The sequence below is a fragment of the Bacillus sp. TH30 genome (genome assembly GCF_016650875.1).
GTDB lineage: Bacteria > Bacillota > Bacilli > Bacillales > Bacillaceae_G > Bacillus_A > Bacillus_A mycoides.
Genome location: NZ_JAEKEY010000002.1, coordinates 3,246,548 through 3,260,214 on the forward strand (window position 1 = coordinate 3,246,548; position 13,667 = coordinate 3,260,214).

The window sequence follows — 13,667 nt, forward strand, 5'->3', positions numbered from 1 at the left end:
CGATGCACCTCATTTCTTAATCATCAAAATCTGACGTATGTTTTGTAGAAATTCCATTAGTTGCTTTCTTTACGTGTTGCGGTCTTGCTTGAACATCTCGAGTATCAATCATTGTTAATGGAAAACGAATCCAAGAATCTTTAAAGGATTGTTGTCTAGTTGGATAAAAAAGTGCGTACGGTTTACGTAAAGAAGTTAGTCTAAAAAGATGGGTAAATAAAAAGATAAATCCAAGAGAGATACCAAATAGACCACCTATTTCTGCAAAGGCGAGAAATGGGAAACGCAGTAAACGAACGGCGTTACCCATTTTATAAATGGGCGTAATAAAGGAAGCTAACGCTGATAAGGCAACGATAATTAATAAAATATTACTCGTTAAACCAGCTTGTACAGATGCTTGTCCGATTACGATACCGCCTACAATACCAAGTGTTTGACCAACTTTCATTGGTAATCTCGCACCAGCTTCTCTTAATAAATCAATGGCAAGTTCTAAGAAGAGTGCTTCAATTAAAGGTGGAAACGGTACTTGCGCCCTTGATAAAATTAACGTTTCCAATAAATCACTAGGAACTAATTCATAGTGATAGTTTAAAGTGGCAACATATAATGGTGTCGCGCAAATTGAGAATAAAACAGCGATTAGCCGTAAAATCCTTGAGAATGTAGCGTATAACCAAGAAACGTTATAGTCTTCTGGTGAAATGAAAAAATCAAAATATGATACAGGAGTTAAGAGGACACTTGGAGAACCATCAACAAAAATAGCGATTTTGCCATCGATAAGTGCCTTTGTAACTCTGTCAGTACGCTCTGTATTTATATAGAGCGGAAAAATAGATTTTTCCCCCATTAATTCTTGTATATATGCACTATCGTTAATTTGATCATATTCAAGAGCGCGTAATGACTCCTCTAGAAAATCCACATTATCTTTTTCAGCGAGGTTGTCTAAATACATCATGACAACCTTTGTCTTTGAAAACTCCCCGATAATCATCTCTTTTGTTTGTAGCTCTAAAACAGGAAGGCGTTTTCGTACTAAATTAATATTCGTATCAATAGCTTCTACGAAACCTTCCTGAGGGCCAATAACTGTTGATTCATTTAATGGAGGACTGGGCGCCCGGTAAGTATCAATTGCAATGTTTGCAAGCATACATTTTTGATCTTGCTGGTTCAATTGAATAATCGCATGTCCCTTTAAAACCATATCCTCGATTTTTTGTAAATCGTTTGTAATTGTAATGCCGCTTATCGGAATATGTTCTTTTAATTCTTCGAGTGAAGCGCAAGGTCGTTCTAAAAGTGTAGGCATTAAATACTTTTGTAGCTTTTCCCCATCAAGTGAAGGACGATAGTAAGAAATCCAATAAGGCATTATTTCATCATCAGATGTATGATAATTAACAAAATCACTAGACTCTTTTAGTTTCGTTATTAAGTCTTGTAGAGAATGAATGTGGTCCCTCTTTGGTTTACTAAAGTCATAAATGCTGTTACTTCCTGAACTTTGTTGTTTGTTTTGAGAATTATCCTCTTGTTTAGAATTTTGTTGTTTGTTTTGAGAATTATCCTCTTGTTTAGAGCTTTGCTGTTTGTCTTGAGAAGAACCCTCTTGTTTAGAACTTTGTTGTTTGTTTTGAGAATTATCCTCTTGTTTAGAATTTTGCTGTTTGTTTTGAGAAGAATCCTCTTGTTTAGAATTTTGTTGTTTGTTTTGAGAATTATCCTCTTGTTTAGAATTTTGCTGTTTGTTTTGAGAAGAATCCTCTTGTTTAGAATTTTGTTGTTTGTTTTGAGAATTATCTTCTTGTTTAGAATTTTGCTGTTTGTTTTGAGAAGAATCCTCTTGTTTAGAATTTTGTTGTTTGTTTTGAGAATTATCCTCTTGTTTAGAATTTTGTTGTTTGCTTTGAGAATTATCCTCTTGTTTAGAATTTTGCTGTTTGTCTTGAGAAGAATCATCTTGCTTAGAATTTTGCTGCTTGTTTTGAGAAGAATCATCTTGCTTAGAAGGTTCCTCAGTTTGTTCCATATTTTTTTGCTGGCTATTCTTATCTTTGCTCTGTTTCATGCTTCTAGTTTGCTTTGTGTTATTGTTCTCTTGATCGTTAGGCTGTTGTTCCGATTCATTTGTCTCTTTTGCTTCTGCTGTATTTGAGTTTTTTTTCTTACGTAACCAATTCCAAATCATATGTATGCCCTCTTTGATCTTGTAATATAGTGCTATTTTGTGGCTATTTTTGTATATTATTCATTTATTTATGAAAAGAAGAAGGAGAATGCTTTCCGTAGAAAAAATCCTTTAGTAAGGAGTTTATAATATGACGGGAAGAAGGCGAGTCTGTGCAAATTGTAAAAAAGGAGAAGTTTGTTTTAAAAGAGTTTGTGTTTGAAAATGGTAGGGAAATTCCTGTTCAAATGGGGTATGAGACGTATGGTGCTTTAAATAGAGAAAGATCAAATGCGATTTTGGTTTGTCACTATTTTAGTGCAACAAGTCATGCGGCAGGAAAATATACAGAGCATGATGAGGAAGCTGGTTGGTGGGATGGATTAATTGGACCTGGGAAAGCAATTGATACAAATAAATATTTCGTTATATGTACTGATAACCTTTGTAATGCACAGGTGAAGAACCCCTACGTGATTACAACGGGACCAAAATCGATAAATCCGATGACTGGTTTTGAGTATGCGATGGATTTTCCAGTTTTCACATTTTTAGATGTAGCACGTATGCAATATGAGTTAATAAAAGATATGGGGATTGTTAGATTGCATGCTGTAATGGGGCCATCAGCAGGAGGGATGATTGCGCAGCAATGGGCTGTCCACTATCCGCATATGGTAGAACGAATGATTGGAGTTATTACGAATCCGCAAAATCCAATTATAACGTCGGGCAATGTAGCGCAAAATGCGATTGAAGCAATTCAGCTTGATCCAAATTGGAAAGGTGGAAAATACGGAGAGGAGCAGCCAACGAAGGGACTTCATTTAGCAAATCGAATGATGTTTATGAATGCGTTTGATGAACATTTTTATGAAACGGCATTTCCACGGAATAGTATAGAAATGGCACCTTATCAGGAATTTTCTGCATTAACATCATTTGAGAAAGAGATTAATAAAGTGACATGCAAAAGTATAGATTTAGTAGATGCAAATTCGTGGATGTACACTGCGAAAGCAGTCTTATTACATGATATTGCGCATGGATTTTCTTCTTTAGAAGAGGCTCTTTCTAATATAGAAGCGAATGTACTTATGATTCCGTGCAAACAAGATTTACTTCAGCCACCTCGTTATAATTATAAAATGGTAGACATTTTGCAAAAACAGGGGAAATATGCAGAAGTGTATGAGATAGAAAGTATAAATGGGCATATGGCTGGGGCATTAGATGTTCATTTATTTGAAAAGAAAGTTTATGAGTTTTTAAACCGGAAAGTATCTAGTTTTGTGTAGGAAATAATTAATGTGGAAAGGTGCATGATTTATAGTAGGCACCTTTTTTTACATGATTTGCAGACGGAAAATATATGAAGCGACTGATAAACCGAAGAAAGCTATACTAAGTAATAGAAATAAGAATGACATTTCTTGAGGGGATTTTATCTTTTTATTATTTTTCATACTAAGAGCAATAACTGCAAAAACTAAGAAAATGATGCCCATAATGAAAAGAAAAAGTGTCATTTTAACTGGCTCCTTTCATCAAACAAGTATATTGAGGATACAATGCGCCAGTTATGTTTGTAAAGAATAAGTTTTGCGGGGAAATTGAGAAATAAATGTTCCATTCTTTGCGTTCCTTCCTTCGCATGCTAAAATTGATGAGAAATGATTGTTTAAAGAAGAAACTGAAGGTTTTATTGTATATAAGGAGGAACTACATATGACAGAAGTAAAAACAATTACTACAGAAGAAGTGCAAGAGCGTTTAGAAAATGGAGAAACATTATTTTTAGTAGATGTAAGGGAAGATGAAGAAGTTGCGGCAGGGAAAATTCCGGAAGCTGTACATATTAAAATGGGCGATATTCCAAATAAAGTAGATTTCTTTGAGAAAGAGAATGAATATATCTTTATTTGCCGTTCGGGAATGCGTAGTGAAAACGTATGCCATTATTTAAATGAGCAAGGATTTAAAACGGTGAATATGGTTGGCGGTATGCTTCAATATGAAGGTGAAACGAAATAGTTAATTGTTAAAAACTTGAAACGAGTCTGTTTCAAGTTTTTTTCTTTTGCATACAGTATACAAAAGGGGGAGGCGAAATGGGAATTAACATGCGTAAAGTAAAAATTATAAATAATACAGGAGCTGTTAATGTTGGCGACTGTTATGATATCTCACCTTTAGCTGTGGCAAAAATATATGCTGGTGCTGGAGGATCGAGTGCGGCTGTTTTTTTAAATGGGAAACGACAGCCAGAAGCTGTGATTAGAACATCAGTGTTTCTTCCGCCATTAGCGACGAGTACACGTACATTAGGTGCATAAAGGAAAGGTAGAGTGTAAGTATGCCTGCACGTATTAAAGAATTTATTATCGTTAATAATACTGGGAATATATTTACAGGGGATAATTTGAGTGATACTTCATTTACTGCTTCGAAATCGTATAGTGGTTCAATGGGGTGCACTTGGATTGACGTTGTTACAGTAATAGGGACGGAGACGAAGCTTTGTTTACAACCGGGAGATTCGGTGACGACAACCTATACACGAGGTACCCCTGCTGGTACTGTAACGGGAACAAATATGGGGCAAGGTGCAAATGTGTCGAGTATATCGCAAGCTGTCCCTAATACAGATAATATGGATTCAATTGCTGGACTCCCTTAAGGAATTAAGGGAGTTTTTATTATTTAGAATAAAAATAGTCTTTGAGATTGTTTTTGTAAATACATATTAAGAAGAAGAGGTTTGTTTAAAGTAAAAAAGATGGTGTTTAGGTGGTGAAGGTGTGAAAGAGCGCGATAGACAAAATTCATTAAACTCTAATTTCAGAATTTCACCGAATCTTATTGGACCTACTTTTCCTCCCGTTCCAACGGGATTTACTGGCATTGGGATTACTGGTCCAACCGGTCCACAAGGCCCGACTGGCCCACAAGGACCAAGGGGATTTCAAGGTCCGATGGGGGAGATGGGCCCGACAGGACCTCAAGGAGTGCAAGGGATTCAAGGACCAGCTGGACAAATGGGTGCAACAGGACCAGAAGGACAGCAGGGACCACAAGGATTAAGGGGACCACAGGGAGAAACTGGAGCGACAGGACCTCAAGGAGTGCAAGGGTTACAAGGTCCAATTGGTCCGACCGGAGCGACTGGGGCACAAGGTATACAGGGGATACAGGGATTACAGGGGCCGATTGGAGCTACCGGGCCAGAGGGACCTCAAGGAATTCAAGGAGTGCAAGGGGGACCGGGTGCAACAGGTTCACAAGGAATACAAGGAGCTCAAGGGATACAAGGCCCACAAGGACCGAGTGGAAATACGGGAGCAACAGGAGCGACTGGTCAGGGGATTAGTGGTCCGACTGGAATAACAGGTCCAACAGGGATAACTGGCCCATCTGGAGGACCTCCAGGTCCGACTGGAGCAACTGGTGCGACAGGGCCAGGAGGTGGACCGAGTGGAAGTACAGGTGCGACGGGAGCGACTGGAAATACTGGAGTAACTGGAAGTGCGGGAGTGACTGGAAATACAGGTCCGACTGGAAGTACAGGAGAAACAGGAGCACAGGGCCTGCAAGGAATACAAGGGGTTCAAGGGCCAATTGGACCAACGGGTCCAGAAGGTCCGCAAGGTATTCAAGGTATTCCAGGTCCGACAGGAGTAACTGGTGAACAAGGAATCCAAGGGGTTCAGGGAATTCAAGGGATAACGGGGGCAACTGGAGATCAAGGTCCGCAAGGTATACAAGGGGCCATAGGACCTCAAGGTATAACAGGAGCAACAGGAGATCAAGGCCCACAAGGAATACAAGGGGTACCTGGTCCAACCGGGGACACAGGCTTACAAGGAGTCCAAGGAATTCAAGGGCCAATGGGTGATATAGGACCAACAGGCCCAGAAGGCCCAGAAGGACTTCAGGGTCCGCAAGGAATACAAGGAGTGCCAGGACCAGCTGGAGCAACAGGTCCAGAGGGCCCACAAGGAATCCAAGGAATTCAAGGACCAATAGGAGTAACAGGTCCAGAAGGTCCACAAGGCATTCAGGGAATACAAGGGATTCAAGGTATAACAGGAGCAACCGGAGCACAAGGAGCAACTGGAGTTCAAGGTGTTCAAGGGAATATAGGAGCAACAGGTCCAGAGGGCCCGCAAGGAGTGCAAGGTACTCAAGGGGATATAGGTCCAACAGGTCCAATGGGTCCACAGGGAATTCAAGGAATCCAAGGAATTCAAGGGCCGACGGGTACGCAAGGGGTGCAAGGCCCACAAGGAATTCAAGGAATCCAAGGGCCGACAGGAGTAACTGGAGATACGGGTACAACAGGGGCGACAGGGGAAGGGACTACAGGGGCAACTGGAGTAACGGGTCCATCAGGTGTAACGGGTCCATCAGGAGGCCCAGCCGGACCGACTGGCCCAACAGGTCCATCAGGTCCGACGGGAGTGACAGGTCCATCCGGTGGACCACCTGGTCCGACAGGAGCGACAGGTGTAACGGGAGGAGTAGGAGATACGGGAGCAACAGGGGCGACGGGTGTGACCGGAGCAACTGGAGTAACTGGTGCAACCGGAGCAACAGGGCTGCAGGGTCCACAAGGAATACAAGGAGTACAAGGAGACATAGGCCCAACCGGTCCGCAAGGTGTTCAAGGTCCACAAGGGATCCAAGGTATAACGGGAGCAACGGGAGATCAAGGGCCGCAAGGAATTCAAGGCCCGCAAGGAATTCAAGGTCCAACCGGTCCTCAAGGAATCCAAGGAGGTCAAGGCCCACAAGGGATACAAGGGGCAACGGGTGCAACAGGAGCACAAGGCCCACAGGGAATTCAAGGGATACAAGGAGTGCAAGGTCCGACTGGTCCACAAGGCCCAACCGGAATACAAGGTGTGCAAGGAGAAATAGGTCCAACTGGTCCGCAAGGTGTGCAAGGTTTACAAGGTCCACAAGGCCCAACCGGGGACACGGGTCCAACAGGAGCGCAAGGCCCGCAAGGAATTCAAGGTCCAACGGGAGCAACAGGAGCGACAGGTTCACAAGGAATTCAAGGTCCAACGGGGGCAACAGGAGCGACAGGTTCACAAGGAATTCAAGGTCCAACGGGGGCAACAGGTTCACAAGGAATCCAAGGTCCAACGGGAGCAACAGGAGCCACTGGAGCCACTGGAGCGACCGGGGTGACTGGAGTTAGTACAACTGCAACGTATTCCTTTGCAAATAATACTTCAGGAAGTGCCATTTCCGTGTTGTTAGGCGGTACGAATATACCATTACCGAACAATCAAAATATTGGACCGGGAATAACAGTTAGTGGTGGAAATACTGTGTTTACCGTTACAAATGCAGGTAATTATTATATAGCCTACACAATTAATATAACGGCAGCTTTACTTGTAAGTTCGCGTATAACTGTAAATGGCAGTCCGCTTGCGGGAACGATAAACTCCCCGGCAGTGGCTACTGGTTCATTTAGTGCACCAATAATTGCTAACTTGCCTGCTGGAGCTGCTATTAGTTTACAGTTATTTGGATTACTTGCAGTGGCTACATTATCTACGACAACGCCAGGAGCTACTCTAACTATTATTAGATTAAGTTAATAAGCAAAAAAACCTTGGAACTTTTATGTTTCAAGGTTTTTTATCCCTCTATTTGTGGGCTAATAATCAGTGGGGATGGACAAAACCCCCAGTGATTAAAGTTTCACTTTATTCACTTGAGCAAAAACATCGCGGTTCAAAAATATATTATAATAGAATGAAGAGAGGTATAAATTTGGCAGAAAGGGAGAGTGGCGATGCAGGAGAAGGTTAAAGATTTTTTCGGACGTCCACTTCAAGATTTACGCATCTCTGTCATTGATCGTTGTAATTTACGGTGTACGTATTGTATGCCAGCGGAAGTGTTTGGTCCTGATTATGCTTTTTTGAAAGATGAGTTTTTACTGACATTTGATGAAATAGAGCGATTAGCAAAAGTATTTGTTAGCATCGGTGTACGGAAAATTAGACTTACTGGTGGCGAACCCTTGCTCCGTAAGGACTTAACAAAACTTATCGAACGTCTCGTGAAAATTGACGGTTTAGTAGATATAGGATTAACGACAAATGCGATTCATTTAACGAAGCAAGCGAAGGCGTTAAAAGAAGCTGGGTTACACCGAGTAAATGTTAGTTTGGATGCGATAGATGATAATGTGTTCCGCGCAATTAATGGCCGGAATATGAATACGAAGCCAGTGTTAAAAGGAATTATGGCAGCGAAAGAAGCAGGCCTTGAAGTGAAAGTAAATATGGTTGTGAAAAAAGGAATGAATGATCATCAAGTACTTCCGGTTGCTGCGTATTTTAAAGAACAAGGAATCACGCTTAGGTTTATTGAGTTTATGGATGTTGGCAGTACGAATGGATGGAATTTTGATCAAGTTATTACGAAACGAGAATTAATTGATATGATTCATGGGGTGTATCCAATTGAGCCAGTTGAAGCTCATTATTTTGGTGAGGTTGCGAAGCGGTATCGATACGTTGGAACGAATGTAGAGGTTGGTTTTATTACCTCCGTTTCTGAGTCATTTTGTTCTTCTTGTACGAGAGTAAGAATTTCAGCAGATGGAAAGTTTTATACTTGCTTGTTTGCGACAGAAGGAATGGATTTAAGGAAACTTCTCAGGGAAAACCTTTCGGATAATGAGTTATTAAAAGCTATACAATATGTATGGGAGAATAGAAAAGATCGATATTCAGATGAACGGACAGAAGAAAGTGCGGAAAATCGTCCGAAAATTGAAATGTCTTATATAGGAGGATAAGAAAGGGGGATGTCGTATGCAAGAGCGATATTCAAGACAAATGTTATTTTCTGGTGTTGGGGAAGAAGGGCAACGGAAAATAAGAGGGAAGCACGTGCTCGTCATCGGTGCTGGTGCGCTTGGAGCAGCGAATGCAGAAGCAATTGTTAGAGCAGGTGTTGGAAAAATTACAATTGCGGATCGTGATTATGTAGAATGGAGTAATTTACAAAGGCAACAATTATATACAGAAGAAGATGCGAAGCATTATAAGCCGAAAGCGATAGCGGCAGCAGAACATTTAAAGGCAATTAATTCCGAAGTAGAAATTGTACCGGTTGTGACTGATGTAACGGTGCAAGAAATGGAAGAGTTAATTAAAGGTGTAGATTTAATATTAGATGCGACAGACAATTTTGAAACGCGCCTTCTTATTAATGATATATCCCAGATGTATAACGTTCCATGGATATACGGAGGATGTGTTGGAAGTTACGGAGTAACTTATACAATCTTGCCAGGAAAAACGCCGTGTTTTCGATGTTTAATGGAACATCCGGCGAGCGGAGCGACATGTGATACGGCCGGTATTATACAGCCAGCGGTGCAATTAGTAGTTGCACATCAAATAACGGAAGCCTTGAAAATATTAGTAGAAGATTTTGAGGCACTTCGTGAAACGATGCTATCATTTGATCTTTGGAATAATCAACAGATGGCATTTAAAGTGAATAGGCAGAAAAAGGATACATGTTTATCCTGTGGAAAGTTACGTACATATCCGAGTTTAACATTTGAAGCACAAACGAAAACAGAAGTATTATGTGGGCGAAATACAGTTCAAATCCGTCCAGGTGTGCGTCAGGGTTTTAATTTAAAAGAAATTAAAAAGCGCTTACAAAAAAGTGTGGATGTAAAAGCAACGCCGTATTTATTATCATTTCCAGTGGAAGAATATCGTTTTGTTTTATTTACAGATGGCAGGGCGTTTATTCATGGTACGAATGATATGAATGTTGCGAAACGACTATATGCAAGATATATAGGTTGAACCTAAAGGGGAATCCTTTAGGTTCAAATGGAAAAGGTAGGATTAAGAATTTCTAATATAATCTCCATTTTTTCCGCCCGTTTTTTCAAGTAAGTACGTTTCGCCAATAATCATACCCTTATCAACGGCTTTACACATGTCATATACAGTAAGAGCGGTAGCGGAAGCAGCTGTTAAAGCTTCCATCTCAACGCCGGTACTACCTTCTGTTTTAACTTTTACTTCAATAAGTAGCCGATATTGTTCTTCTGACTGTTTCCAATCGAAAGAGACATCAACACCTTTTAATAATAAAGGATGGCACATTGGGATAATATCAGAAGTACGTTTTGCAGCCATAATACCTGCGATTTGTGCGACGGCTAATACGTCACCTTTACCAATTTCGTTGCGTGAGATTTTATCAAAAATTTCTTTTGTAACGAGAATGCTAGAGCATGCTATTGCTGTTCGAACGGTTATTTTTTTGTCACTTATATCAACCATTTTAGCGCGCCCTTGGTCGTTGAAATGTGTGAATGAAGACATGGAATTCCTCCTTGAAGTACTTGCGATTTAATATATAAAGTGTAATCGAGATTAGATATTTTGCAAATATGAGGTGAGAAACAATGGTAGAAAAACGAATCCCGATTCAAGTTGCTGAGGCTGTAGAGCGGGTTATGAAATATGCTAAGCATGGTGAAGTAGAAGAAGTTTCTATTACAGAAAGTTATGGGAGGATTCTTGGAGAGGATGTTGTCTCAGATCACGACGTTCCTCACTTTGATCGTTCTCCTTACGATGGTTTCGCAATTCGAGCAGAAGACACGAAGGAAGCGAGTCAAGAGCAGCCGATTGAATTTGAAGTAATAGGAGAGATCGGAGCAGGATCTGTTTTTACAGAAGAAGTAGGGGCTTTTCAGGCGGTTCGTATTATGACAGGAGCAGCTATTCCAGAAGATTGCAATGCAGTCGTAATGCTAGAACTGACGGAAGGATTCGAGAGGAACGAAAGTACATATATGAAGTTAAAACGTCCTTTCCAAAACGGTGACAATGTGTCATTTAAAGGAGAAGATATAAAACAAAATCAAGTCCTCGTTAAGAAAGGTGTCTTAATCAATCCAGGTGTTGCCGCATTATTAGCGACGTTTGGATATAGCACTGTGAAAGTTGTAAAACAGCCTGTTGTCGGTATTGTAACGACAGGAAGTGAATTACTAGAAGTGCATGAGGCGTTAGAGCCAGGGAAAATTAGAAATAGTAACTCTTACATGATTGCCGCTCAAATTATGAAAGCTGGCGGGAAAGTGCGTTACTATGGGCAACTTGCCGATGAGTTAGATGCATGTTTTACAGCTGTTAAATCAGCGATGGATGAGGTTGATATTTTAATTACAACGGGCGGTGTTTCAGTAGGGGATTACGACTATTTGCCAGCTATTTATGAAAGGTTACAGGCGAATGTACTCTTTAATAAAATAGCGATGAGACCTGGAAGTGTAACGACAGTAGCTGAAGTTGATGGAAAGCTACTCTTTGGTTTATCAGGTAATCCATCAGCTTGTTATGTAGGTTTCGAATTATTTGTGCATCCAATTATGAAAACGTATTTGCATGTGAAGGAGCCTCACGTATATAGAACTGATGCTATTTTACAAAAAGATTTTCCGAAACCAAATCCGTTTACTCGTTTTGTAAGAGCGAAAGCGAGTATTGTTAATGGGGCACTACAAGCGATGCCAGTCGGTTTAGATAAATCGAGTGCGGTCTCTTCACTTGCGGATGCAAATGCTTTTATCGTGCTGCCTGGAGGAACGAGAGGATTTGAAGCAGGAATGAAAGTGTCTGTATTATTGTTAGAATGCTCTGAGGGAAGTGATTGGCCGTGGGCAAAGCCTCTTCAATCTTACAAATAGTAGGGTATCAAAATAGCGGGAAAACAACACTTGTAGAGAAGATGGTACATGCATTAGCTGAAAGAGAAATGAAGGTTGCTACAATTAAACATCATGGTCACGGGGGCTTTCCTGAAGTAGCGCAAAAAGATAGTGAAAGACACCGAAAAGCTGGTGCTGTAGTAAGTAGTGTAGAAGGTGCTGGATTACTATCTTTGTCCTCTTTGCGAGATGAATGGTCCTTGCAAGAAATTATCCGCTTGTACGAATTTTTTGAAGTAGATACGATTTTAATAGAGGGCTATAAAGCTGAGAACTATCCGAAAGTAGTGTTACTTCGTTCTGCGGAAGACGCTGAACTTTTACATAAAGTAGAAAATATAGCGGCAGTTATTACGTGGTATGATGCTTCGTCAAATGTACGAGAAGAATATAAAGTATTTCATATAACAGAAGAAAAATTGTATATAGACTGGTTTTTACAAACAGCTAGGGGTGCAAAATGATAAATACGTATTATGAAGTAATTGATACAGAAATCTCGATTGAAGAGGTGACAAAGAAAGTAGTTCGCCGTGAATGTGGTGCTGTTACAACATTTATCGGGACAGTTAGGGAGTTTACGAAAGGGCGTCGTACACTATACTTAGAGTATGTAGCTTATAAGACGATGGCAGAAAAGATGCTACAGAAAATTGGGTCAGAAGTGAAGGAGAAGTGGCCCGGTACACATGTTGCGATTACGCATCGCATCGGCACGCTGCAAATTTCTGATATAGCGGTTGTTGTTGCTGTATCAACGCCTCATCGCAAAGAGGCTTATGAAGCGAATGAATATATTATGGAGCGTATTAAGAAAATTGTTCCAATTTGGAAAAAGGAGTTTTGGGAAGATGGTGACTCATGGATTGGTGACCAATTAGAAAAAACACCATATCCAGCAGGAGAGCCTGGGAAGGAGTTATAAATATGATTCGAGTATTGTTATTTGCGAACTTGCAAGAAGAAGCAGGAAAGAGTGAATTACAAATAGAGAAAGAAGATATTACTGTTGCAGAGTTAAAAGATATTGTTGCGAAAGAATATAATGTACCAGTTTCAGCGCCAATTATGGTTGCGATTAATGAAGAGTACGCAAATGAAGATGACACGATACACACTGGTGATGTAGTTGCACTAATACCACCAGTGAGTGGTGGTTAATATTGGATTTATGCTATGAAAAACGACTTTCCTAAATAGGGAAAGTCGTTTTTTTATGGCATTTTGGAGAACACTATCTTATAGGAAAAGGAGGAAGTTATGAAAAAGATATGTGTAATGATTGCAATGATATGTTCTGTTTTTTTCTTTTCTCCAAGCAATTCTTTGGCAAAAGAATCGACGGAACAGCTTTTAGAAAGTGCGTTACTGAATCGATATTACTCGGTTATAAGGCAAGTGACAGAAGATCAGTATGAATGTGACTCAGTTACAAATATAAAGCGTCTAGGCAAGAAAGATGAGTTTGTTCCTAGGTTTGAAGTTACGATACAATTTCTTACATTTCAAGGGGCACATAATCCGCCGAATGATAAAGTTACACTTACTTTGGAAGACAATTTAGATCACATAAAGATAAAGAAAGTGGAGCGAGAAAAGAATGTTTCTGGTGCTATTGTAGAAAAGATTTGTGCACGAAAAAACGAAAAAATAAAAGCTCACTCTAATGATTTAGAGCGATAACCTATGACATTTTGTAGAGAAAGGTAA

At 40.3% G+C, this 13,667-nt stretch carries 15 protein-coding genes; 12 read left to right on the forward strand and 3 right to left on the reverse strand.

Annotation, left to right across the window (positions count from 1 at the left end):
- Nucleotides 1–16 precede the first annotated feature (16 nt).
- Nucleotides 17–2,200 (reverse strand): spore germination protein, encoded by a 2,184-nt coding sequence (locus JFU20_RS18835; protein WP_201038826.1) that lies wholly within the window; start codon nucleotides 2,198–2,200, stop codon nucleotides 17–19.
- Nucleotides 2,201–2,352: 152 nt separating this feature from the next.
- On the opposite strand from JFU20_RS18835, the gene JFU20_RS18840 reads away from it, so the two are divergent.
- On the forward strand, nucleotides 2,353–3,477 hold the full coding sequence (locus JFU20_RS18840) for a homoserine O-acetyltransferase family protein (protein WP_201038827.1): 1,125 nt from the start codon (nucleotides 2,353–2,355) through the stop codon (nucleotides 3,475–3,477).
- 48 nt (nucleotides 3,478–3,525) lie between these two features.
- Here the strand turns inward: JFU20_RS18840 and JFU20_RS18845 are convergent, their stop codons facing one another.
- On the reverse strand, nucleotides 3,526–3,708 hold the full coding sequence (locus tag JFU20_RS18845) for a hypothetical protein (protein ID WP_002015640.1): 183 nt from the start codon (nucleotides 3,706–3,708) through the stop codon (nucleotides 3,526–3,528).
- A 199-nt stretch (nucleotides 3,709–3,907) separates the two neighbouring features.
- Between JFU20_RS18845 and JFU20_RS18850 the strand changes: the two genes are divergently transcribed.
- From JFU20_RS18850 to JFU20_RS18875, 6 genes are all read left to right on the forward strand, one after another.
- Nucleotides 3,908–4,213, forward strand: coding sequence for a rhodanese-like domain-containing protein (locus JFU20_RS18850; RefSeq protein WP_000141214.1), 306 nt, complete (start codon nucleotides 3,908–3,910; stop codon nucleotides 4,211–4,213).
- Between the two features lie 77 nt (nucleotides 4,214–4,290).
- A complete protein-coding gene (locus JFU20_RS18855; RefSeq protein ID WP_000512595.1) occupies nucleotides 4,291–4,515 on the forward strand; it encodes a spore germination protein in 225 nt (74 codons plus the stop codon).
- Between the two features lie 20 nt (nucleotides 4,516–4,535).
- Entirely contained in the window at nucleotides 4,536–4,859 is a 324-nt protein-coding gene (locus JFU20_RS18860) for a hypothetical protein (RefSeq protein ID WP_002015643.1), read from the forward strand.
- 121 nt (nucleotides 4,860–4,980) lie between these two features.
- Nucleotides 4,981–7,794, forward strand: coding sequence for a BclA-related collagen-like exosporium protein (locus JFU20_RS18865; RefSeq protein ID WP_201038828.1), 2,814 nt, complete (start codon nucleotides 4,981–4,983; stop codon nucleotides 7,792–7,794).
- Between the two features lie 197 nt (nucleotides 7,795–7,991).
- The gene (moaA, locus tag JFU20_RS18870) at nucleotides 7,992–9,005 is read left to right on the forward strand and encodes a GTP 3',8-cyclase MoaA (RefSeq protein ID WP_201038829.1); all 1,014 of its coding nucleotides are present in this window, start codon (nucleotides 7,992–7,994) and stop codon (nucleotides 9,003–9,005) included.
- A 16-nt stretch (nucleotides 9,006–9,021) separates the two neighbouring features.
- A complete protein-coding gene (locus tag JFU20_RS18875) occupies nucleotides 9,022–10,035 on the forward strand; it encodes a molybdopterin-synthase adenylyltransferase MoeB (protein ID WP_201038830.1) in 1,014 nt (337 codons plus the stop codon).
- Nucleotides 10,036–10,077: 42 nt separating this feature from the next.
- Here the strand turns inward: JFU20_RS18875 and moaC are convergent, their stop codons facing one another.
- Nucleotides 10,078–10,563, reverse strand: coding sequence for a cyclic pyranopterin monophosphate synthase MoaC (gene moaC / locus JFU20_RS18880; protein ID WP_002129484.1), 486 nt, complete (start codon nucleotides 10,561–10,563; stop codon nucleotides 10,078–10,080).
- Nucleotides 10,564–10,646: 83 nt separating this feature from the next.
- Here moaC and JFU20_RS18885 point away from each other — a divergent pair, with 83 nt between their 5' ends.
- The 5 genes from JFU20_RS18885 to JFU20_RS18905 all read left to right on the forward strand — a co-directional run bounded on the left by JFU20_RS18885 (nucleotide 10,647) and on the right by JFU20_RS18905 (nucleotide 13,640).
- Complete coding sequence (locus JFU20_RS18885) at nucleotides 10,647–11,936, forward strand: molybdopterin molybdotransferase MoeA (protein WP_201038831.1); 1,290 nt, start codon at nucleotides 10,647–10,649, stop codon at nucleotides 11,934–11,936.
- On the forward strand, nucleotides 11,900–12,421 hold the full coding sequence (gene mobB, locus JFU20_RS18890) for a molybdopterin-guanine dinucleotide biosynthesis protein B (protein WP_002143449.1): 522 nt from the start codon (nucleotides 11,900–11,902) through the stop codon (nucleotides 12,419–12,421). The genes JFU20_RS18885 and mobB overlap by 37 nt, the downstream gene beginning before the upstream one ends.
- Nucleotides 12,418–12,882: a molybdopterin synthase catalytic subunit MoaE gene (gene moaE / locus JFU20_RS18895; protein ID WP_002164944.1), complete on the forward strand. Its 465-nt coding sequence runs from the start codon at nucleotides 12,418–12,420 to the stop codon at nucleotides 12,880–12,882. Before mobB ends, moaE begins: the two co-directional genes overlap by 4 nt.
- 2 nt (nucleotides 12,883–12,884) lie before the next feature.
- Nucleotides 12,885–13,118, forward strand: a complete 234-nt coding sequence (gene moaD / locus JFU20_RS18900) for a molybdopterin converting factor subunit 1 (protein WP_201038832.1) — start codon at nucleotides 12,885–12,887, stop codon at nucleotides 13,116–13,118.
- Nucleotides 13,119–13,217: 99 nt separating this feature from the next.
- Nucleotides 13,218–13,640: a DUF3888 domain-containing protein gene (locus tag JFU20_RS18905; protein ID WP_002089063.1), complete on the forward strand. Its 423-nt coding sequence runs from the start codon at nucleotides 13,218–13,220 to the stop codon at nucleotides 13,638–13,640.
- Nucleotides 13,641–13,667: the final 27 nt, after the last annotated feature.

What these genes read in the sequence shown, in the direction of transcription:
- JFU20_RS18860 (WP_002015643.1), top strand. Translation starts at nt 4,536, where the DNA reads ATGCCTGCACGTATTAAAGAATTTATTATCGTTAATAATACTGGGAAT.
- moaE (WP_002164944.1), top strand. Translation starts at nt 12,418, where the DNA reads ATGATAAATACGTATTATGAAGTAATTGATACAGAAATCTCGATTGAA.
- JFU20_RS18850 (WP_000141214.1), top strand. Translation starts at nt 3,908, where the DNA reads ATGACAGAAGTAAAAACAATTACTACAGAAGAAGTGCAAGAGCGTTTA.
- JFU20_RS18835 (WP_201038826.1), bottom strand. Translation starts at nt 2,200, where the DNA reads ATGATTTGGAATTGGTTACGTAAGAAAAAAAACTCAAATACAGCAGAA.
- JFU20_RS18875 (WP_201038830.1), top strand. Translation starts at nt 9,022, where the DNA reads ATGCAAGAGCGATATTCAAGACAAATGTTATTTTCTGGTGTTGGGGAA.
- JFU20_RS18905 (WP_002089063.1), top strand. Translation starts at nt 13,218, where the DNA reads ATGAAAAAGATATGTGTAATGATTGCAATGATATGTTCTGTTTTTTTC.
- moaA (WP_201038829.1), top strand. Translation starts at nt 7,992, where the DNA reads ATGCAGGAGAAGGTTAAAGATTTTTTCGGACGTCCACTTCAAGATTTA.
- JFU20_RS18845 (WP_002015640.1), bottom strand. Translation starts at nt 3,708, where the DNA reads ATGACACTTTTTCTTTTCATTATGGGCATCATTTTCTTAGTTTTTGCA.
- JFU20_RS18885 (WP_201038831.1), top strand. Translation starts at nt 10,647, where the DNA reads ATGGTAGAAAAACGAATCCCGATTCAAGTTGCTGAGGCTGTAGAGCGG.
- moaC (WP_002129484.1), bottom strand. Translation starts at nt 10,563, where the DNA reads ATGTCTTCATTCACACATTTCAACGACCAAGGGCGCGCTAAAATGGTT.
- JFU20_RS18855 (WP_000512595.1), top strand. Translation starts at nt 4,291, where the DNA reads ATGGGAATTAACATGCGTAAAGTAAAAATTATAAATAATACAGGAGCT.
- moaD (WP_201038832.1), top strand. Translation starts at nt 12,885, where the DNA reads ATGATTCGAGTATTGTTATTTGCGAACTTGCAAGAAGAAGCAGGAAAG.